We start from the raw sequence: 20,702 nt of genomic DNA, 5'->3' as shown, positions 1-20,702 counted from the left end.
CCGTGCCCCCTCAGTAGTGTCGCCTCGGCACGACGTTCTTCGTTCGCCGGCCGAGGACGGTCCGCCACCAGCCCCGGTCAGTGTCGCCGGGCTCGGAGGTGAAGATCTTGAGCTCCACGTACCGGCGGATCAGGAACAGGGTGGCGACGGTGGTCATGCCGAATGCGGCGAAGGTCGCGTCGCCGGACGCGGCACCCGGCCAGAGGACGACGGCGTAGACGAACGCCCCCCAGCCGGCGGCGACGTTCCCGACGTACTCGAGCGCCCACACCCTGGTGGCGCGGCCGACGAGCGCGAGGACGCCGGCGATCATGAGCCATGCGAACAGGCGGATCAGCCACGTCCACCCGAGGAGGGTGTCGAACACGTAGTCCGACACGTTGCCGAGGGCGAGGATGCCCGAGACGCCGACGACGGCGTACGCGGCGAGGTCGACGAGCCACAGGCCCCGCTCCCACCACAGACGGCGCTGGTTCAGCCTCGGATCCGTCGCGACCATCAGCTCTCCGTCTCGGCGGTGCCCTGCTCGAGCCGGTAGTCGACGGTGGACGGTTCGTGCTGCGCCGGCTGCAGCTCGCGCGACTTCGCGGCCGCGTTCTGCTTCGCCGCCTTCCGGGTCACGGACCCGAGGCCGATCGCGGTGAGCCACGTGTTCACGGTCGGGATCGCGATGATCGCGGTGAGCGCGGCGTTGATCGCGACGGCCTGCACGGCGACCACCGTCAGGCCGGTCGCCGCAGGCCACTGCCCCTGCACGATCTGCACGATCTGCGGGATGATCGGCAGGACCGTCAGGATGGTCGTGAACGCGGTGCGGAGGACGCGCTGGCCCTTGTGCCAGATCGTGTCGACGTCGAGCTTCTTGGGCGTGGTCGCCTCGTGGTCCCCGGTCACTTCGCCCCCTCCGCCCGGATCGCCTCGGTGACCGCGCGCTTGACGATCGCCTTGTCGGACGCGTTCGCGGCGTCGATGCGCTCGTCGAGCATCGCGAGGAGCAGCTTGATCCGCGGCGAGCTCATCTTCACGAACGGGACACCGTCCGCCTGCGACGCGGCGCGGGCCTTCTCGTCGGCGTCCTTGTCGGTCTTCCGGATGGTGTTGAGGCTGAGCGGCCAGATCAGGTACCGGCTGCCCGTCTCGTTCGATTCGACCTTCTGGGGCATGTCGTCCTCCTCGATGGTGGGTGCCGGCGCGGGTGCCGGCGGTGGGGTTGGGGTGGGCTTGGGCTTGCCCGGCGGCGGGGTGCCGGCGAGCCGTTCACGGGCGTCGAAGAATGGCAGCTCACGCTCGGCGGCGGTCGCCATCTCGTGGTGCCAGGGCTCGCCGAAGTTGACGCCGGTCCAGATGCCGCCGTGCGCGGCGACGAGGTTGTGCAGGACGGTGAACTCGTCGGGGCTGAGCGCACGGTTCGACCCGTTCGCCTCGGTGATGCCGAAGTCGATCGCGTTGCCGTGCTTCACCTCGTCGTGCGGGGAGGTGAACGGCTCCGCAACGACGACGCCGAGCACGAAGCGGTTCACCCAGAGGTACGACTGGCGGACCCGGGTGCGCTTGCCCTCGTTGACCGACAGGGAGCCGGAGCGGCCCTTCTGGCGGAGGTAGGCGTTGAACTTGATGACGATCGTGAGCACCTGCAGCGCGACGCGGGCGCTCGTGACGAACTGCTCGAGGCCGCGGCGGTCCCCGTACGACGACGGGCCGACGCTGTAGATGCTGCTGAACTTCCACTGCATGAAGTCTCCTGAGACGACGAACGCCGCCCCGGCTGGGACGGCGTGGATGGTTGGCGGGGCGGTCGGTCAGGTGCGGGAGAGGATATGGATCGCTGTCTGTAGCTGGTCGGCCGTGGCCTGATTCACGCCAGCCTGCTGCTCGTAGATAGCCGCGAGCCCTCGATAGCGTTCCGCTTCGGCTTGTGCCGCATCACGCTGCCGCATGAGGTCGCCGATCGGTCCTTCCGGGTACTCCGGAGGCGCTTCGGGTTCGCTACTCTCAGACCACTCGAGGTCGTCCGGGACCGGATCTGTGTCGGCCATGTATCTCCTATCGGTCGGCGGGATATCCAGACCCGCCGAGGTAGACGGTGTCGGCGGTTCGGTCGCCGGAAGCACCGAGCTGCACAGCGCCGTTCGTGTTGACGATGAGGAGCGCGACGTAGCCGTTGAACATCCCGATCGGGGTGCGCAAGTAGTTCTGCGGTCGGGCCCCGGCAGGCATCGTCACGAGGGTTGTGTAGCCATTCGGGAACGATCCGGAGTTGATCTTGATTTGGCCGGTGAACTCGACCCGTCCCTGCTTGATGCGGTACGCGAAGTTCGTCCCGGTCAGGCCCGATGCCGCGGTCAGCGGTATCCATCCGGTGTCCGCCAGCGGGTCGGATCCGTCGGCGAGGCGGAAGCCAGCGGCGGTGACGGTGCCGCCCGCGATGACTGATGCCGTGAACGAGCCGCTTCCGAGCACTGAAGCACCTTGAGTGGCGGTCAGCGCGCCGATCCGCGCCCGGGCGACAACAAGCTCTGTGACCCCGTCGTCTCCACTTCCGAAGACCCGATTCACCGAATCGCGGCCATTCGGGTCGGCCCACTTGACCCAGAACTGTCTGCCGACGATGTTCGGTCCATCGACGCCAGCGTCCGCAGACACGTCGACCTGCACGCTCTGGTCGGCGAAGGCGACAGCGATATCGCGTTGGGTCGACACGGTCAGTCGTCCGGTCGCGCCGAAGCCAGTGGCTGCGGGAGCGAGGATCTCGACGCCGCGGCCGCGGGCGTTCACTACCCACCCGCGGACGCTCGAGGCGTACGCGCCTTGCGGGTCGTAGAAGTCGAGCTGCGTGCCCGCCATCTCCACCCGCTGGCCGCTGGCAGCGGACTTGATTCTCGCGCCGGTGATGGTTACACCACTCAGCGTCGCGACGTCGATCATGCCGGCGGTGATCTTCTTCGCCTGGACGACGTTGGCGAACAGGAAGTCGATCGTCGCCTGCGCCATCGTCGCGCCGGTAGTCACGAACAGGTTCGACACGTTGACGGTCTGGAAGTTCGCCGTCGCCGCCGCGATCTTCTGCGCGACGAGCTCGGCGATCGCCGCGGACCCGACGGTGAGCTTCGCGACGTCGAGGTTCGCGATGACCTCGGACCGGATCTGCTGCGGCGTCCACTCCGGCGATGCGAGCGTGCCCGACTGCAGCCACTGCCCGGCGACGTTCTTCGCCGCGTCCCAGAGGAACCAGATGGTCCCGGTCGGCGCGGTCCCGGACGGACCCGCCGTGCTCGAGAACAGGATGAGCGGCTTGCCGTCCGCGGTGTCCTGCGCCGCCTTTGCGGCGTTCGACGCGGCGACCGCTGCCTGGTTCGCGGCGGCCGCGGCGGCCGCGGCGTCGGTGGCCGCCTTGTCGGTGACCTGCACCCAGTCGGATTTCGCCGTGTCGAACGCCCACGGGGTGTTGTCGCTCGAGCGGATCCAGAGGTTCCCCACGGCGGCGTTCGCGCCGGTCGGCTTGGACGCCTGGTAGATGACCTTGCCCTTGCCGTTCGCGATGCCGGCTGCCGTGAGGGCGGCCTGGTTCGCGTCGGACGCGGTCTGCTGCGCAACGCCGGCGGCTGCGGACGCCTGCGCGGCGGCGTCCTTCGCTGCCTGCGCGGCGGCCGTCGCGGTGGCCGCGGCCTGCGCGGCTGCGACGGTCTGCGCGTCGGTGATCGGTTCCCACTTCGCCGTCTCCGGGTTGTACCGGTTGGGCTGGTTCTTCGGGACCCCGCTGCTGTCGAGGCTGATGTCGATCCACAGGTTCGCCGGGTTCGCGCGGGACCCGGACGGGGCCGACACCTGCACGATCGTCTCGCCCTTGGACGCCGCGAGCCCGGCCGCCGCGAGCGCCGCGTTGGACGCCGCTTCGGCTTCGGTCAGTGCGCTGCCGGCGGCGCGGATGGCGGTGTCGACGTCCTCGGAGAGCCCGTCGTACTGCGTGCTGAACGTGTCGTCGATGTCGGACATCGAGTCCTCGATCTGCGACCGGGCGTCGTCGAGCTCGGCGCGGGCTTCCTCGAACCGTGCGTCCATGTCGGCGTCGAACGAGTCGAAGATCGCGGTGAGGTCCGAGACGCTTTCGTCGTTGTCGGCGATGTCCTCCTGCACGTCGGGGAGTGCGTCGTTCGTGACGACGGACTCGGCGACGACTTCGGTGATGGGCACCGCCGCCCCGCCGGCGATGGTGGTGTTGCCGAGCTGGGACGCGCGGCCGAGCTTGTCGATCTGCGTCTGCAGGTCGAACACTCGGCGGGCGATCTTCTCGGGTCCGGTCATGCCTCGACTCCTGCTCCGTAGGTGAATGAGTCGGTCAGCTTGAGGCCGACCGCGGTGGTGCCGTTCGTGTTCTCGGTGATGCTGACGATGCGGTGCCACAGCCCGAACCGGCCGTAGTGCGGCACGTCGCCCTGGACGTAGATGTCGTCGCCAAGGGAGTACGAGCCGCGCGGGCTGTTCGGGTGGTTCGCCACGGTGATCGAGTCGACGGCGAGGTCCTTCTGCCGGGCGACGAGCTCGGGCTGCAGCCGGGTCGTCATGTCCTGCTTCGACTTGACGTCCTTCGACTGCAGCGTCGCGACGCGGCGGATCCGGTTGTCCCGCTTGGAGATCGTCCGCCGCACGGACCCAGCTCCCTCGCCCGCGCCGATGCCGAAGACGGTGTTGGCGAAGTCGCCGCCGCTGGTCGTCGGCTCGAGCTGCACCGTGATGTTCACGCCCTGCTGGAACGTCGGGTCGTCACTGCCGGAGAGCCGCCGCCCGGTGCGCGGATGCGCGATCCGGATGCGGGTCTGCGGGACGTCCTTCGCCCAGTAGTGCTCCTCGACCCAGTCGAACGGGGCGTCCTTCGCGAGATCGTCGATGAGCCGGCCGCAGTCCTGCGCCTCCCACGGCTCGAGCGCGTACGCACCACCGTCCTCGGACTCCTGCTGCTGCGCCGCGCTCTTGAGCTCGGACGCCTTGTCCTTCCGGTCCTTCATCGTGCGGACGATCGCCGCCTGTGCGTCGACGTCGGCCTGCTGCGCCTTGATGCGGTCGTTCGTGGTCTTGAGCGTCGCGTCGCGGCCGTCGCGGGCCGCGATCCGGTCCTGCACCGTCGCCTTGCGAGCGGCGACCGTCGCGTTCGCAGCGTCCAGTGCCCGCTGCGCCGCTGCGATCTTCGCCGGGTCCTTCGTCTTCTTCGCCGCCGTCAGTGCCTTCTTGGCAGCCGTCACAGCCCGGTTCGCCGCCGCCACGTCCTTGTTCGCCGCGGTCACGTCCTTCGACGCGTCTGCCCGGCTGCCGCGCTGGGTGGCGGCGGTCTTCCGAGTCGCGGCGACGATCTTCTTGAGCGCCTGCAGCTTCTTGTTCTCGGCGTTGTAGTCGGCGACCTTCTCGGCGTAGTACGCCTCCGCCTCGATGCGGCGCTGGGTCGAGAACGACCCCACACGCACCGGCGTCGACCCGACCACGGTGATACCGACGTCGGAGTCCGGGTAGGACTGCACGTGCGCGACGAGCTTCCGGACGATCGACGCGGGGTCGACCTCGGCCCCGTAGTACGGGGTGTCGTCGTACGGGATGCCGTAGAGCACCGTCGGCACCGAGGAGAGAGTCATCTTCCACTCGGGGCCGGCGTAGGTGAGCTCAGTGACGATCCCGCGGAACCGGATCTCCCCGTCGTCGTCGAGGGTGACGATCGTGCCCCACTCGTCGAACATCGGTAGCCCGTCAGCCGCGACCGTCTTTGCCTGCGATGCGGGGATGGCGATTGGCATGGTGCCGACGGCGGAGAGCGCCCGCGTGAACGCGTCACGCGTGACGCCGCGGTAGTCGTACGAGAGGACGTCGCCCGTCGTCGCACGCTGGATGACAAGCCGCTCCATCAGCTGATCCGCTCGTAGAACGTCGTCCGGTACACCATCTGCGAGTACTGGTCGTACGTCAGCGCGTTCTGGTTCGAGCTGCCCTTCCGGAAGTGGGAGTACGGCTTGAAGCTCTTGCCCCGGTACGCGGAGATGTTGACGTAGATCGTGGCGAGGTGCACGAACCGCACCGACGTGCCGTCGGTGTCGACGTTGTACGCCATCGTGTCGGTGCCGCCGATGATCGTGTTGCCGGTCGTGTCGCGGGCGGAGAGCGTGACGAACCCGTTCGAGTTGCCGGCGGCCGAGAGCTGCGAGATGACCAGGTCGATGCGGGCGTGCGTCGCCCACCGCGGGACCTCGATCGTCGGCTGGTACGGCGGGAACGCCTGGTCGTTCGTCGTGTTCATCGTCCCCGACACGGTGCCGAGGTTCGCGGACACGATCGTCGTCTCGTGCGGGTTCGCGAGGACCCGCAGGTCGGTGATCATCGCGTTCGTCACCGTCCCCGTGGAGGCGGGCAGGTCGATGCGGGCGAGGGTGATCGCGGAGACGCCGGCGTACTGCGCGATGTCCTGCAGCCGCGTCGTGCCCGCCGGGACACCGGCGATGACGTCGAAGTAGTCGTACGGCCCCTTCACCGGGTCGGCGGGTGCCTGCGCGTTGCCGTCGATGTAGGGGTTGTCGACGCGGAGGATGACCAGCGAGGACCGGCCGCCGGAGGATCCGGTCGCGGCGATCTTCACCGACGTCGTGTCCGCGTTCGGGTTCCGCGCCGTGTACGCCTCCTGCGAGGACACACGGTTCAGGATCGACGCGCCGCCGGCGGCGACCTGCACGCCGGCACCGGGCACCGACAGGGCGGTGACCTTGAGGTCGCCGGGGCCGACGACACCCTCGTTGCCGTTCGTCGCGAGGTACGCGAGCTGCCGGAAGACGCTGGGGCCGTGCTCCGCGTCGCCGCCGATCACGAAGGGCACTGGGTCAAGAGCCATGCTGGTTCCCTCCTAGGGAGTCGAGTACGCGGGACGCCACGCGATCTGCGCGGTCGGTGAGCCGGTCGAGGACGAGCCGGAGAGGGTCAGGGTGTGCGCGCCCGGTGGCAGCGACGCCGCGGGCAGCAGCGTTGACGTGCGGGTGAGGGAGGCGATCTTCGAGCCCGACCGGAGGACGGTCTGCCGTCCGGGCCGGGTGTCGATCCGCAGCTGCTCGTCGTACTGCAGCGTCAGCGCAGCACTGAACCGGAAGCAGCCCGGGACCTCGACCGTGGGGTTGAGGATCGGCCCCTTGATCGTGATGACCGGCCAGCTGTCGACATCGCCGTCGACGACGAACGTGTTCGCCGCGGTGGTGTACCCGCGGGAGACCATCGGGAACGTCAGCGGGAACACGAAGCCGCCCGACTGCGACAGCCGCAGCGGCACGGACAGGCGCTTCTCGGGGCCGTACCAGCGGTCGTCCTGGGTGGCGAAGTCCGCGGTGATGCCGACCGCGCCGGCACCTCGCGGCATGTACGCCGGCGTGATCCGCCGGGGCCGGCCGAACGTCGACCGTCCCGACGGGGCGGTCAGTGTCGCGACCGCTCCCGGCGTCGCACGGATGGTGTCGGCTCGCCACACCTTCCGGAACGCCGCGTACAGCGCCGCAGCCTCCGCGTCGTCCTCGCCGACCGCGGTGAGGCCGAACGCGACGGTCTGCCCCGCGGTCGTGTCGACGCCGAAGAACGTGCCGTCGACGCCCGGCAGCGAGCTGTCCTGATCGGTCCGGTCGGCGTCGCCGATCTCCGGTGCGATCGCGAACGGGTACCGGGAGGACTGCGAGCCGAACAGGACGAACCCGTCCGACCCGCAGTCGATCTTCCAGTCGGTGCTCACGTGTGCCGTCCTCCCCGCTCGAGCGCGCTCAGGTAGTGGTCGAACTCGTCGACGTCGTTGCGGAAGTTGCCCGAGGACACGAACTGGACGCCGCCCTCGATGAGCGGGGCGTCGCGCCGGCCGCGCGGCCCGTTGCCGAGGACGTTGCTGTTCAGGCCCCGCGGGAGCGGCACCACGGCCTCGTCGTAGCGGCCCTCGCCGACGTTGACGAGCGTGCCGCCAGGTCGGCGGCCGACGATCCCGCCCTTCGCGAGCTGCGGCACCTGCCGGGACATGCCCTTGAACTCGAAGTGCCACGGCTCCCGCTGCGAGAAGCCGAGACCGGTGTTCGCCCAGCCGTACTTCGCACCGTTCGCGCGAAGCCACGCCTGACCGCCGGCGACGTCCGCTGCGAGGCCGAGGCCGTGGACGGACGTGCCGATCGGGGCGGCGAGGTTGCCGCCGTTCTGGAACAGGCCCCACCGGTACGCCTGCGACTTGAGGTCGCGGTACCCCTCGGTGAGCCGGAGGACCCCGCCGGACGCCCGGTACGCGAGGTTCCAGGCGGCCGCGGCCGACTTCCGGAGCAGACCGCCCGTCGCGCCGACGCCGGAACCCGGGGCGAACCCGAGCGCCTTCGCCAGCGACGACGAAGCGATGTTGCCGTTCTTCCCGTTGCCGCCGAAGGGGGTGAGGCCGCCGAGGTCGCCGATGCTCTTGATCTTCTCGATCGCACCGGTGAGGACCTTCTTGCCGACGCCCTTCGCCATGTCGACCATGACGCCGCCGCCGGGGATCTTGCCGATCAGCCCCTTGATGAGCTTGCCGAAGGTGCCCATCGGGTCGGAGACGATCGACGCCGCGGTCTTCGCGGCGTTCTTCGTCCAGTCCCACGCCTTGCCGGCCTTGCCCTTGATCCAGTCCCACCCCGCGGAGACGTTCTTCTTGGTGTCCGCGAGGATGCCGCCCTTGGCGAAGCCGCCTCCGAGCATCGACGCGAAGCCGACCCCGCGACGTCCTGCTGCGTTCGCGGCGAGGAACGCCTGCCGGTCGGCTGCGCTACGCAGTCCCTCGGACACCATGACGCCTTCGCCTCGACGCATCGGGACGAGCTGGTCATCGCCGTCGTGCATGCGAGACCAACCGGGGAGGATGCCACCGCCGGCGAACCCCTTCGGGAGGGACACGTCCGGCAGGTGCTTGGTGTGGAAGACGTCGGCGAGCTTGTTGAAGTTGCCGATGATCCCGTCGCGGATGACCGTCTCGACGATGAACTTGATCGGGGCCTTCACGACGGACTTGACCTTGTCCCACGCCTTGCCGATGCCGTCCTTCATGACGGAGAACGCCTTCGGGATGGTGTTCTTCGCGATGTCGGCGATCTTGTCGAAGACGGGCTTGAGCCAGGTGTTCCAGACGCCGCGGATGATCGTGCCGATCCCGGAGAACACCGGGCGGATGATCGTGTCACGGAGCCAGGTGAACACCGGGCCGAGGGTGTTCCGCAGGAAGCCGACGACGCCGCTGAAGATCGGCATGACGATCTGGTTCCACCAGACGTTGAACACGCGGCCGATGTAGCCGAACACGGGCGTGATGACGCTGTCCCGCAGCCAGGTGAAGATCGCTCCGAGGCTGTTCCGGACGAAGCCGACGACCGCGCCGAACACGACCTGCACGCCGGTCCACCAGACGCTGATCGCCGTGCCGATCCACGAGAAGACCGGCTGGATGACGCCGGTCCACAGCCACGAGAACGCCACGCCGAGGGTGTTGACGATGAGTCCGGTGATCGCGGACACCGCCGCGCCGAACATCTGCGCCGCCCACACGACGATCGCGCCGATGAGCTGGAAGATCGGGGAGATCCAGCTGTTCCAGAGGTACCCGATGGCGTTGCCGATCGCGGTGAGCGGCGGGGCGATGTAGTTCGTCCAGAGGGCGACGAAGAACCCGCCGACGGTCTGCACGGCGAGAGCGATGCCGGCGAACGCGGGCTGCAGGATAATCTGCCACAGCCACGTCGCGCCGCCTGCGATGCCGTCCCATGCGGGCTTGACCGCGTTCTGCCACAGCCAGGTGAACGCGGCACCGACGGCGGCGAGGGCGACCTTGATGGCGGCGAAGACCGTCTGCACGATCGCCTGGCCGAGCTTCGTCTGCGTGAAGAACCACACGAGCCCGGCGACGAGCGCGCCGACGATGGCGATCGCGATGCCGATCGGCCCCATCGCGACCTTCACCGCGGCACCGAAGACGCGCAGCGCGCCGGCACCGATCAGCGTCGCGATCGTCCCGACCTTCGTCGCGCCGGTCGAGATCCGCTGCGCCAGGGTGAGGCGTGCGATCGCCGATGCGTTCTGGTTCGTGGCGTTCGTGCTGACCGCGGTCGCGGCGGACGAGACGGTCATGCCGCGCGCGGTGGCGTACTCGAGGCGGGCGGCTGCGAGACGCATCGCGTTGCGGCGGATCTGCACCGGGAGCGCGAGGAGCTCGGCGGTGCGGAGGACGATCGACGCTGCGGCGGTGGCACGGGTTGCCAGCTGCCAGGCGATGAAGCCGGCGACGATCAGCGGCATGTACTTGACCAGAGTGTCGACGTGGTCGGCGAGGAAGCCGAGCACGCCCGCGAGGACGGTGACGCCGGCAGCGGCGAGCTTGCCGGCGGAGTCGCCGAGCTCGGGCAGCTGCTCGCGGAACGCGGTGAACGCCGGGGACAGCGAGGACAGGGAGGTGCCGATGCTGCCGAGGGCGGTGCTGGTGTCGCCGCTGCTGAGGGAGGAGAAGACGTCGCGGACCTTGCCGACGAACGCCTCCGCTCCGGCGATGACCTTGCCGAAGTCGACGCGGTCGATCCAGCCAGCCAGGGACGCCATGCCCGCGGTGACCTTCTCGTTCAGGACGTCGGCGTAGGGCTGCAGCGCGGCCGTGCCGCGGTCGACGGCGTTCGTGATCGAGGTGAACAGCGCCGGAGCGCCGGCGACGCCTCCGGAGAGGAACATCGCGCCGAGGCGGCCGAGGGAGGCCCCGACGTTCGCCCACGCGCCGCGGACGGTCTTGCCGGACGCGAGCGCCGCGCCGCCGATGTTCTCCTGGATGACCTTGCGGAAGGTGGCGGCGTCGACCTTGCCCTTGGACACCATCGACTGCAGCTCCTCGGCGGAGACGCCGTACTCCTTCTGCAGCCACTGGAAGATCGGGATGCCGCGGTCGGCGAGCTGGTTGAGGTTGTCGGTGAAGACCTTGCCGCCGGTGGTGGTCTTGTTGATGATCGAGCCCATCTCGTCGAGCGAGACACCTGCGATGGTGGCCGCGTCGGCGGTGAGCTTGAGGTACTTCGTGAGGGCCTGGCCGGGCTTGATGCCGGCGGCCACGGCGTTCGATGCGACGCCGGCGGCGTCGCCGAGCCCGAACGCGGTGCCGCGGACGGACTGCAGGGCGCTGTCCATGATCTTGGCGATGCCAGCGGTCGAGGTCTTGAGGCCGGCGAGCTTGCCCTTGGCGTCGTCGATGTCGAGGAGTCGGGCGATGCCCTTCTTCGCGGCGACCGCGGCGATCGTCGCGCCGATGGCCGTGACGCCGCCGCCAATGAGGGCGGTCGACTTCACGGCCATCGACCCGACCGACTTGAGGAAGCCGGGCGACATCTTGCTGCCGACGGACGCGCCGAGGGCCTGCGGGTTGATCTGCCGCTCGATCGCGCGGCCGGCACCCTTGGCCTGCGGGACGACGGAGACGTAGGCGATCGCGGATTCGGTCGACATGGGTCAGCCCCTGTTCTTTCGCAGCACCTCCCGCGCTTCTGCTGGGGAGAGATTGGTCTTGCCGAGTCGGTCGGTGTTGGCGTCGCGCCAGGGCCGCGGGTACGGCTTCGGTCGCGGGCTGCCCTTGCTGTGGTTGGCGGCGTAGAAGGCGTCGATGAAGTCGGTCGTCGCGATCCACTGGCGGCTGACGGGGAAGTCCCACCCGGCCCGCGCGGCGTAGAGGACCGATGACGGCTCTCGGGTCGCGACACGCAGAAGGCGATCGACCTTCACGTGGTCGATCGCCTTCTGGTGCCGCTGCCGGGCCTCGTCGCGCCGTTCCTGGGGTAGCTCCTCGTCGAGGTGGGCACCGTCGTCGCCGATGTCGTCGACGTCGATGCCGAGCTGGTGCAGCTCCCAGACGAGCTCGTCGGGGTAGGACTCCGCTAGTTCTTGGAGTCCTTGGATTCCCCCAGGCCCACGTGCTCCGCCCAGTGCTCGAACACGGTCTCGAGGTCCTCGAGGTCGACGGCGGCGCGGAGGTCCTCGGGGACGACGAGCTCGAGGAACTTGTCCATCGTGGCGACGCCGAGGTCGCGCTGCCACTGCTCCTGCACGTCCTTCGCGGGGTTCTTCGGCTTCTTGTTCTGCGCCTGGATCGTCATGATCTCCGGCGGCACGCGGCCGGGCAGCGTGTACTCGGTGCCGTCGTACTCGACGACGAGCGCCGGTCGGCTCTTGGCCTTGATCTGCAGCGCCTGCACGGCGGTGGGGGTCTCGCTCACGGTGTTCTCCTGGCTCGGTTGAGAGTGCTCGGGAAGGGTGTGGCGGTGTGCCGAGGCCCGAGCGCCCCGGCACACCGGTCGGTCACTCGCCGGGCTTGTTCGCCTTCGGAGTGGTCTTCTGGGTCGGCTCGACCTCGGCGGACGGGGCGACCTCGGGGGCCGTCTCCTTCACGTCCTTGCCGGTGACCCGGACCCAGTAGTTCTTGTCCTGCTTCTCGCGCTGCTCGGCGGAGACCTTCTTGATCTCGCCGGTGCGGACGTGGCGGACGTACATGTCCTTCGACTGGCTCACGCGGCGGCCCCCTCGGTGGTGTCGAGGCTCGAGTACCACTTGATGGCCGAGTAGGACTCGTCGCCGTCGGTGATCGCGTAACCGGTGACGGTCACCTCGTAGCCGATCGGGTCGCCGTTGACGTACACCTGGTCGCCGACCTCGGTGACCTCACCGGAGGGCACGTCGATGCGGATGATGTCGTCGTCGTCGATGACGTCGATGACGAACGACTGCCGGCCACCGGTCTTCGACGGGTCGATCTTGATCGAACCGTCGGGTGCGACCTTGACGCCGTAGTAGAGCTCGATCGTCTCCTTCTTCGTCTCGATGAGGACGAACTGGTAGCGGATCGAGGACTCGGTGACGGGCTCGCGGACGAGCGCACCGTTCTGCCACGCACGGATCTGGTTCGTCGAGCGGTCGCGGGTCTCGGTGATCCCGCCGTCGCTGATGTAGCCGAGTTCCTTGTGGTCAGCGCCGAGGGTGCTGGTGGCGGTGGTGGGGCGCGTAGCGATCGTGGGGGCGACGTACACCGCGCCCGTGACCGCGACGCGGACGTTCTCTGAGTTCTGGCCCACGGGGACCTTCCTTCCAGTTTTGAGGTGGTGGGCGTTCGCCCGGGGGTCCCTGCTCGGCGGGAGGCATGCGAAAGGCCCCGCCGGGTGGGCAGGGCCTTGAGGGGGTGGTGAGGTCAGAGGTTGCGGCCGCGGTGCTGCAGCTCGAGCTCGGCGGTCTGCTTGAAGAAGCCGTCGGCAGCCGGGTCGGCGTTCGGTCCGCCGTTGACCTCGGCGACCGTGATCGGCGAGCCGTCGACCATCCCGCCCGGGCCGCGCGAAGTGACCAGCGCGAGGACGAGGTTGATGAGGTCGACCGCGGTGCCCTGGTCGTCGGTGATGACGTCAACGGTGACGTAGGAGGTGCGGAGCGTGTTGCCGGTGCCGCCGCCGGGACTCGTCGTGAGCACGACCGCGCGGCGGCTGTCGGGCGACTTCCGGTCGGAGACCTCGACGCCGGCCACGTACGGCTCGCTGCGGGCCGCGAGGAGCTCGTCGGTGCGGCGGATGAGGTGGGCGAGGAAGTCGCCGTAGATGACGCCGTACACGGGTCCTCCTAGCGGGACGAGGCGTTGCTGAGGACGGCGCGCATCGCGGCGACGAGCCGGGCGCGTTCCCAGACCTCCGCCTCGACGCGGAGGCGAACGCGGGAGTTCGAGGTGCCGACGCCGGTCCGGATCGCGGTGACGGTCGCGCCGCCGGGGATCTGCGCGGCGATGTCGTCGGCGTAGGGACGCAGCTGCTGCTCCATCGCCTTCGACGCGAGGACGGCACCGAAGCCGCGGCGGTTGAGGACGACCCGGGATCTAGGCACCGACGTACGCCTTCCGCTCGACCTGGACGACGGATCCGGGCTTCCAGTCGCTCATCCCGGTCGACCAGTCGGCTTCGTCGGCGAGGACCTTGTAGCGGGTGCCGCGGACGGTGATCTCGTCGTCGGCGCTGATGCCGGCGACGGCGGAGAGGTAGAGGGTGATCCGGGTGCTCGAGGTGTTCTCGGCGGTGCCGGTGACCTCGTCGCCGAGGTTCGGCGCGATGAGGACGTCGTCGAGGGGGGTGTCGGCGTCGGCGAGGATCGGCTTGTTGTAGCGGTCGCGCTTGCCGGTGTCGGTGCGGTGGTGCCAGGTGACGGTCTCGCCGGTCATCGGTACCCGCCCTGCACGATCAGGCCGTACGACTTCACCCGGTAGGACTGCGCGGTGCGGACATCGTCGGGGGCGAGGCGCGGGGCCGCGCCCTGCGCCCAGGCTGCGTACGTCTCCTGCGAGCTGAACGGGCCGCGGGTCTCCCCGCGCTGCGAGACGCCGGCGCGGGCGCGCGGGTCCGCCTCGAACAGCTGCGCGACGATGCCGGCGACGGTGAGCTTGACCAGGTCGGGGATCTCGTTCGAGCCGTGCTCGTAGTCGACCACGACCATCGTGCCGGTCGGGACGGGCACCTCGAGGCGCTGCCCGATGAGGGTGAACCGGTCGGCAGGCTCGCCGTCGACCGTGTGGACTGCGCGCACGGGGCGCTGCGGGAGGGTGAGCGCGCCGGCAGTCACCCGGAGCCGGTTGGTGGACCGGCCCGGGGTGAACTGCTGGCGTGCTTCGAGCCGGAACAGCTCCGACACCTTCAGCAGGTGCCCGTCGACCTGCTTCGCCTCGGAGGCGGTGAGGTCACGGCCGAGCGCCTTGACGACGTCGTCCTTCGTTGCCAGCGCTTCGGCCATGACCTCACTCCTCTCAGGACGCCGCGGGGGCGGTGGTGCTGTACGTGACCTTGACCGCGCGGACGAACTGCAGCGTCGGCTTGTTGTCGCCGTCGAGGACGAGCGAGCCGTCCGCGTTCGTCTTCGGGTCCTGCACGGGGGACGCGCCAGCGAAGGCGTGGACCACCGAGCGGTCCTTCAGGTAGTCGCTGTCGTAGTCCCACAGCTGCGTGACGGCGAGACCGTTGCCGGCCGCGACGCCGCCGCCCTTCGCGACACCGTTCGGCACCACCGGGGCCACGACGGCCCAGGCGATCGCCGACTCGTGCACGAAGTACGACGCGGTCGCGTCGAGCTCGTCGAGCTCGACGATGGTGAAGCCGCCGAGACGGCCGACGACGCCCTCGCGGAGCGCCTCGGGCAGCCCGGAGGTGTCGACCTCGAGCAGCTTGTCGTTCGACGCGATCGCCTCGGAGATGTCCGCGCCGACGAGCCAGTAGCGGCCGGTGGCGGGCACGTGCGCCTTCTGGAACAGCTTCCGAGCGCGGATGGCGACCTTCCGCGGGTCGGACTCCATCGCGTCGGCGGAGTTCGGGTTGAACTTGACCGAGTTGACGAAGGTCGCACCGGTCAGGGCGCTCACGACGGCCGCGGCGACCGCGTCGGCGACCGCAGCGACCTGCGGTGCCTGGACGTCGCGGACGTAGTCGACCTCGTCCAGCGTCTCCTCCTCGGGGGAGAGCTGCACGGCGCTGTAGAGGTGCTGGTCCAGGGTCATCTGGATCTTGGTGTTGACGAGCTTGTCGATGACGATCTTGTCGTCACCGCGCCACTCCTTCTGCCGGGCGACGAGCACGGCCGGGCGCTTGATCCCGATCGTGTCGCCCTCAGCACCAGCGAAGTCGGCGACGCCGAACTTCGTGGTGAACAGGCCGGGGGCCTTGATGTTCTTCCGGAGCAGCGCCAGCGCGGTCTGCGCGAGCTTCTCGCCCTTGGTAAAGATGTTTGCCACGATTCCTCCTTGGTGGTGTGATGTGGCCGCTTGGGGTTCGTGGCGAACACCAGCGGGGGTTACCTGGCGGTCGCTGCCGCCACGACGTCGTCGGCCGACATCTCGCCTTCGCCGATCTGGCCGCCCGTGTTGCCCTGGCCGTCAGCAGACGGACCAGCCGGCGGTGCGGGAACCAGCTCGAGCAGCTCGTCGGCGTGCGCCTCGAGCTCCTCGCGGGTCGTGCCGCGGAGCGCGGACGCCTTGATCTTGCGATCGGCGAACTTCTTCTCCGTGGCGATCTCCTCGCGGAGCTTGGCCGCGGCCTCCTTGGCGTCGCGTTCCGCGATCGCCTTCTCGGCGGCGTCGGCGCGCGCCTGGACCTTCTCGAGCTCGGAGCGGTTGGCCTCCTCGTGCTCGTCGAACTTCTTCGCCTTCTCGGCGTTGTCCTTCGCGCGCTGCTCGTTCTGCCGGGAGAGCGTCTTCCACTTCTCGGCTTCGGCCTGGGCTGCCTGCAGCTGCTCCTCGAGCGTTGCGCCCTCGGTCTGCTGCGTCTTGTCGTCGTCCGACATCGGTATCTCCCGTTTCGGGTTGGTGGTTGGCCGTTTCGGCCACTCCCCACGGCGTGGGGAAGTCAGGTGAGCGCGGCGATGTCCGCGGCGCTGGTGAACTTGTCGGACCGCCACGCGAGGGTGGGGCCGAGCTCGCCGTGGTCGTTGACGACGACGAGGTCCGTGAAGTCGCTGAGGGGCTTGTCCGCGGAGGAGCGCTTGTCGAGACCGAGGTCGCGCGCGCCGCGGTCGGTGCCGCCGAGCTTTTGGTCGATGAGCGTGTGGGTGCGCTCGAGCAGGTCGGGGTCGAGGATCGTGGCCGGCCCGTCCGCCTCGCGCACCGGCTGCACGCCGCAGTCGCAGCCGGGGTGGATCGGCATGAGCTCGTGCTTGCTGTACTTCTGCGTCGAGGCGATGGCGCACAGCGCGCAGTTCTCGAGGCCGGTGAGGACGCGGCGGTAGCCGTAGAACCCGGACGCCTCGAGCGCACGCTGCGCCTGCCGGTTCTTCGCCTGCTGCAGTTCGGTCGCGACGATCGTGAGCATCCGGTCGAGCCCGTACGCGACCGCTGCGTCGAACGGGGAGCCGTTCGACAGCGCCGTGTACAGCGTGACCGCGCCGCGTCGGTAGACGTCTGCCGAGGGTGTGCCCCGGTAGCCGAGGATCGCGTCGCGGTTCACGGTCGCCGGCGCAACCTCCGTGCCAGCGAGGCGCGCGGCCTGCCCGATGTACGCGCCGGTGAGCGTCGCTGTCGCGAGCTGGCTGGCCTGCACCTGCGGGAGGATCTGCGAGATCAGCCGGTCGATGTCCGCGTCCCGGTACGCCGGGGATGCATCCCACCGCGCGGCGGTGACGGCGAGCGTCCGGTCACGGATCTTCGCCGTCGTCGCCTGGTGCGCAGCGGTCAGCTGGTCAAGCGTTGCCAGTGCCACCGGCTGCTCCGATCAGGGTCGCGGTGAGCAGGGCGTCGGAGGTGGCGTTGGACTCGTCCTGGTCGATCTCGTCCGGCGACATCCCCATGATGTTCTGCTTGATCCACCGGGCCGACATGCCGGCCTCCTTGGCCTGCTTCGCGGCCAGGGTCTTCTCACCGAACGAGATGTGCTCGGGCGGCTCCCACAGCAGCTCGACGGTCTCGCCGTCGTCGACGCCGAGCACGCGGAGCGCTTCGAGGAGGGACCCTTCCATCGGCGCGGTCGCCCGCGTGATGCGGTTCTTCGCCTTCTGGATCTCGCCCTTGTTCGCGTTCTGCGCGCCCTCGGCGGACTGGTTCTCCCCGGACGGGATGAACACGGACAGTGGGGTGAGGGTGACGGCCGCGAAGTCGCGCGCATCGGTCTTCTCGCCCTCGAGCAGCGGCCGGATGTCGGTCTCTGCCGACTCCCACACGTCGATGCCGTCCGGAAGGTCCCAGAGTGCGCCGGGGGCCGGGTCGAAGACCTTCGCCCAGTCGATGTCGTTGCCGTCTTCGTCCTGGGTCGGCAGCCCGCCCTTGATGGCGCGCTGCTTGAACGCCTGCATCGCGGTGACGACGAGGCGCTGCAGCTTGCCGAGGTTCGCGCGGTCGATGACGTCGATGTGCGGCTCGAACTCGGCGACGCCGTCGTTGTTCTCGAGGACGTAGACCGGGACGCCGCCGGCGTGGATCTCGGCGGGGCCGTCTTCGTCCCAGTCGCCGGCGACCTGCGGCTGCGGAGTGCCGTTGTCGTTCGTCGACTTGCGGGAGAACAGCTGCCGGACGCCGGGGAGCCAGACGAGCGCGTAGTCCTTGCCGACGTCGGGGTCCCGCCACGCCTTGAGCGCTGCACGAGCGCGCCAGGGCTGCGCCGGGTCGGGTGCGGTGATGACCTGCTCGGGCTTCTCCGACGTGATGATCGGCTGGCCGTCGCGGACGCCGGTGATGAGGTAGCCGACGCTCGTGGTGAGCATGTTCGAGATCGCGTCGCTGAACACGACGTCGAGGCGGTTGTCGCGCCAGACCCGGCGCGCCGCGACGACCGCGGGGTTCGTCGTCGACGTGCCGACGCGGACCCCGTTGGGCACCATCCGGCCGCCGAGCGACTGGCACGTCAGGCCGCCGTAGTTCGTGCGGGCCTTCTTCTGGAACGCCTTCCACGAGTCCCGGGTGTTCTTGCCCATCTCGGGCATCGGGGCGTTGCCGTTCGCGTAGGAACGGTTCTTCGCGATCCGCTCCTGGGGGGCGTCGAGACGCTTCGCCAGGATCGGGAGCCATTCGGCCGGGGTGGTAGCCACGGGTCTCCTCTCAGCGGATGCGGCGGGCGAGCGTCTTCTTCTTCGTGAGGTTCGCGCCGAGGGCGTCGATGCCGGCCGCGTAAGCGAACATCGCGCCCCATGCGGCGTCGATCTTCGAGCCGTCCGGGTCGTGCTCGGGCTTCATCAGCACGTACCCGGAGCGGCGGCGGTCGCGGCGGGCGTTGATGAAGTGGGCGGTGAGCTCCGGGGAGGCGTCGTAGGTGATGTCGCGGCCGCTGATGGCGGACTCGAGCTGGTCGAACGTGTCCGTCGTCCGGGCGAGGTCCTTCTGCCGCCACCGGATCGGCTCGTCGCGCGACATCTTGACCTTGAGCCGGCGCGCGTACTCGCCCTCCCACGTCTTCACGTGGCCGGCCCAGCCCGCGGACGGGTCCGCGTAGAACCCGACGACGTTGTAGTCCTTGAACGCCTGCCGGACGGCGTCCTCGATCTGCAGCACCGGCGGTCGCCAGCCCTCGCCGGCGGGTCCGTCGGGTTGCTCCCAGACGCCGATCTTGAACAGGTGGCGCTGCGTGACCGAGTAGCCGATCAGGACCGTCGAGTCGGCGGTGCCCTTGCCGGGCTTGCGCCCCTCCGAGCCGTCGAAGCCGAGCGTGACCGGCTCCGTCTTCGAGACCACCTTGTCGAGCGCCTGGATCGCCTTGAGATCGGGCTGCGAGACGTAGGAGTTCGTCGCGTGGGTGATCTGGTTGAGGAAGTCGGCGCGCAGCACCTGCGGGTCGTTGGAGGTGTCGAGGAACGCCAGCGCCTGCCGCTCGATCGGTGCCCATCCGGGCTCGCAGGGCGGGTCGTGGAGGACGCAGCCGTCGGGGTGGTCCGAGCTGTCGCCGTACGCGTACCGGAGGCCGGCGATGAGGGAGTCGCGGTCGGCGGGGTCCGTGTCCGCCGGAGCCTCGCGGTGGTCGTAGAGGATCTGGCGGGCGGCGGCGAGGTCGGGGTACTTCCCGGACTCGATCAGGTCCCAGTCCCGCGCGGAAGCCTCGGCGACCGAGTTCTCGCCCGGGGTGAACGCGTTCGGGGACTCGATCGTGATCCCGGACGCCTTCGTCGAGTTGTTGCGGATGTTCTGGGCGAGGCGGAGACCGCCGTTGCCCTTCACCCACTCCTCGGTCTGGTCCATGATCGCGGCGACCTGGCCGGGCAGGCCCTTGATCGACCGGCCAGACGACGTGCGTGGTTCGATCTTGCCGCCGGGGATCGCGATGAACGTGTCCATCGGGTCGACGTCGAACTCGTTGACGAGCGCGTCCATGCGCGCCATCTCGAGCATCGGTGCCCACGTGTTCTGCACCTGGTCGTCCGAGGTCGCCGTGACCGGAACGTTGATGATGCTCTTGAAGTCGATCCACGGACGGGCGACGGGCTGCCCGAAGGCGTCCCAGCCGTCGGGGACGACCTCGAACAGCGCTTCGCTGATCCCGGTCGCGCCGAGGAACGGGGACTTGCCCCAGCCGCGGGGACGCTGCACGACGGCGCGGGTCTTCACGCGCTTGCAGCTGAGCGGGTCGATCTCGTACAGGCGGATGAGGAACTCGAGCTGCTCGCGGGAGACGACGTAGTCGAGGTACTCGGCCATCTGGTCGGCGACGTGGAAGCCGAGCGTCGGGAACGCCTCGCCGTCGAGCGGTCGCCACGGCATCAGTTCGCCGTCGCTTCCGGGGGAAGCGCGATGCCACCGAAGCGGTCGCGCGAGCTCGGCCGACGGTTGGTGGTCTTCGTCTCGGCTTCCTCCGCCTGCGCGAACGTGATTCGGAGCCGGGCACGGTCCTCGGGAGTCGCGCCGAACTTCGCGGTGCGCAGCCGCAGCTCGGCGGCGAGCTTGATGTCGCCGTTCCAGTAGCGGGCGTGGATGAGCGCGGTATCTCGCAGCTCCGACCAGTCGGTCGCGGTGAAGTCGAGCGAGAGGGGCGAGGTCGCCCACATGTCCCACCACTGCCGGGTGATCGCCGGCCACGTGAACTCGCGGAGCTCACCGTCCTCCTCGACGGAGATCGTCGGCAGCTCGGGCTGCGCGACGACAGCGCGGGGAAGGATCCGGACGACGGTGGGATCCGAGTTGCGGCGCGCGCGCTTCTTCGGGTCCTTCGGTGCAGGGCCGTGACCAGGCATGGTGAGCTCCCGTT

23 protein-coding genes are annotated in these 20,702 nt (G+C 69.4%); all 23 read right to left on the bottom strand.

The window, feature by feature from the left end; translation table 11 throughout:
- Positions 1-10: 10 nt before the first annotated feature.
- The 23 genes from BIU97_RS14215 to BIU97_RS14105 all read right to left on the bottom strand — a co-directional run bounded on the left by BIU97_RS14215 (position 11) and on the right by BIU97_RS14105 (position 20,688).
- The gene (locus tag BIU97_RS14215; RefSeq protein ID WP_071298009.1) at positions 11-499 is read right to left on the bottom strand and encodes a hypothetical protein; all 489 of its coding nucleotides are present in this window, start codon (positions 497-499) and stop codon (positions 11-13) included.
- Positions 499-894 (bottom strand): hypothetical protein, encoded by a 396-nt coding sequence (locus BIU97_RS14210; RefSeq protein WP_071298008.1) that lies wholly within the window; start codon positions 892-894, stop codon positions 499-501. The genes BIU97_RS14215 and BIU97_RS14210 overlap by 1 nt, the downstream gene beginning before the upstream one ends.
- Complete coding sequence (locus BIU97_RS14205; protein WP_071298007.1) at positions 891-1,733, bottom strand: hypothetical protein; 843 nt, start codon at positions 1,731-1,733, stop codon at positions 891-893. Before BIU97_RS14205 ends, BIU97_RS14210 begins: the two co-directional genes overlap by 4 nt.
- Before the next feature lie 66 nt (positions 1,734-1,799).
- Positions 1,800-2,036, bottom strand: coding sequence for a hypothetical protein (locus BIU97_RS14200; protein ID WP_071298006.1), 237 nt, complete (start codon positions 2,034-2,036; stop codon positions 1,800-1,802).
- A 7-nt stretch (positions 2,037-2,043) separates the two neighbouring features.
- Entirely contained in the window at positions 2,044-4,302 is a 2,259-nt protein-coding gene (locus BIU97_RS14195) for a hypothetical protein (RefSeq protein WP_071298005.1), read from the bottom strand.
- Positions 4,299-5,888, bottom strand: a complete 1,590-nt coding sequence (locus BIU97_RS14190) for a hypothetical protein (RefSeq protein ID WP_071298004.1) — start codon at positions 5,886-5,888, stop codon at positions 4,299-4,301. Before BIU97_RS14190 ends, BIU97_RS14195 begins: the two co-directional genes overlap by 4 nt.
- Positions 5,888-6,862, bottom strand: coding sequence for a hypothetical protein (locus tag BIU97_RS14185; protein ID WP_139196056.1), 975 nt, complete (start codon positions 6,860-6,862; stop codon positions 5,888-5,890). The genes BIU97_RS14190 and BIU97_RS14185 overlap by 1 nt, the downstream gene beginning before the upstream one ends.
- Before the next feature lie 12 nt (positions 6,863-6,874).
- Positions 6,875-7,741, bottom strand: coding sequence for a hypothetical protein (locus BIU97_RS14180; RefSeq protein WP_071298002.1), 867 nt, complete (start codon positions 7,739-7,741; stop codon positions 6,875-6,877).
- Positions 7,738-11,484, bottom strand: coding sequence for a tape measure protein (locus BIU97_RS14175; RefSeq protein WP_071298001.1), 3,747 nt, complete (start codon positions 11,482-11,484; stop codon positions 7,738-7,740). Before BIU97_RS14175 ends, BIU97_RS14180 begins: the two co-directional genes overlap by 4 nt.
- Before the next feature lie 3 nt (positions 11,485-11,487).
- Positions 11,488-11,757, bottom strand: a complete 270-nt coding sequence (locus BIU97_RS14170; protein WP_071298000.1) for a hypothetical protein — start codon at positions 11,755-11,757, stop codon at positions 11,488-11,490.
- Positions 11,758-11,909: 152 nt separating this feature from the next.
- Positions 11,910-12,248, bottom strand: a complete 339-nt coding sequence (locus tag BIU97_RS14165; protein ID WP_071297999.1) for a hypothetical protein — start codon at positions 12,246-12,248, stop codon at positions 11,910-11,912.
- 82 nt (positions 12,249-12,330) lie between these two features.
- Positions 12,331-12,540 carry a hypothetical protein gene (locus tag BIU97_RS14160; protein WP_071297998.1) on the bottom strand — a complete coding sequence of 70 codons (210 nt, stop codon included), beginning with the start codon at positions 12,538-12,540 and terminating at the stop codon, positions 12,331-12,333.
- A complete protein-coding gene (locus tag BIU97_RS14155) occupies positions 12,537-13,100 on the bottom strand; it encodes a phage tail tube protein (RefSeq protein ID WP_071297997.1) in 564 nt (187 codons plus the stop codon). Before BIU97_RS14155 ends, BIU97_RS14160 begins: the two co-directional genes overlap by 4 nt.
- A gap of 113 nt (positions 13,101-13,213) precedes the next feature.
- Positions 13,214-13,624 carry a hypothetical protein gene (locus BIU97_RS14150; protein ID WP_071297996.1) on the bottom strand — a complete coding sequence of 137 codons (411 nt, stop codon included), beginning with the start codon at positions 13,622-13,624 and terminating at the stop codon, positions 13,214-13,216.
- Positions 13,625-13,632: 8 nt separating this feature from the next.
- The gene (locus BIU97_RS14145) at positions 13,633-13,890 is read right to left on the bottom strand and encodes a hypothetical protein (RefSeq protein ID WP_071297995.1); all 258 of its coding nucleotides are present in this window, start codon (positions 13,888-13,890) and stop codon (positions 13,633-13,635) included.
- On the bottom strand, positions 13,883-14,221 hold the full coding sequence (locus BIU97_RS14140) for a hypothetical protein (protein ID WP_071297994.1): 339 nt from the start codon (positions 14,219-14,221) through the stop codon (positions 13,883-13,885). Before BIU97_RS14140 ends, BIU97_RS14145 begins: the two co-directional genes overlap by 8 nt.
- Positions 14,218-14,787, bottom strand: a complete 570-nt coding sequence (locus tag BIU97_RS14135) for a hypothetical protein (protein WP_071297993.1) — start codon at positions 14,785-14,787, stop codon at positions 14,218-14,220. The genes BIU97_RS14140 and BIU97_RS14135 overlap by 4 nt, the downstream gene beginning before the upstream one ends.
- Positions 14,788-14,800: 13 nt before the next feature.
- Positions 14,801-15,778, bottom strand: coding sequence for a P22 phage major capsid protein family protein (locus tag BIU97_RS14130; protein WP_071297992.1), 978 nt, complete (start codon positions 15,776-15,778; stop codon positions 14,801-14,803).
- Positions 15,779-15,837: 59 nt separating this feature from the next.
- The gene (locus tag BIU97_RS14125) at positions 15,838-16,326 is read right to left on the bottom strand and encodes a hypothetical protein (RefSeq protein ID WP_071297991.1); all 489 of its coding nucleotides are present in this window, start codon (positions 16,324-16,326) and stop codon (positions 15,838-15,840) included.
- 62 nt (positions 16,327-16,388) lie between these two features.
- On the bottom strand, positions 16,389-17,237 hold the full coding sequence (locus BIU97_RS14120; RefSeq protein ID WP_071297990.1) for a VG15 protein: 849 nt from the start codon (positions 17,235-17,237) through the stop codon (positions 16,389-16,391).
- Positions 17,218-18,558, bottom strand: coding sequence for a phage portal protein (locus tag BIU97_RS14115; protein ID WP_071297989.1), 1,341 nt, complete (start codon positions 18,556-18,558; stop codon positions 17,218-17,220). The genes BIU97_RS14120 and BIU97_RS14115 overlap by 20 nt, the downstream gene beginning before the upstream one ends.
- 10 nt (positions 18,559-18,568) lie before the next feature.
- Complete coding sequence (locus BIU97_RS14110; protein ID WP_071297988.1) at positions 18,569-20,218, bottom strand: hypothetical protein; 1,650 nt, start codon at positions 20,216-20,218, stop codon at positions 18,569-18,571.
- Complete coding sequence (locus BIU97_RS14105; RefSeq protein WP_071297987.1) at positions 20,218-20,688, bottom strand: phage terminase small subunit; 471 nt, start codon at positions 20,686-20,688, stop codon at positions 20,218-20,220. Before BIU97_RS14105 ends, BIU97_RS14110 begins: the two co-directional genes overlap by 1 nt.
- Positions 20,689-20,702: the final 14 nt, after the last annotated feature.

This window comes from Curtobacterium sp. MCBA15_009 (assembly GCF_001864895.1).
Classification (GTDB): Bacteria; Actinomycetota; Actinomycetes; order Actinomycetales; family Microbacteriaceae; genus Curtobacterium.
This window is presented reverse-complemented; position numbering and strand designations above follow the sequence as displayed.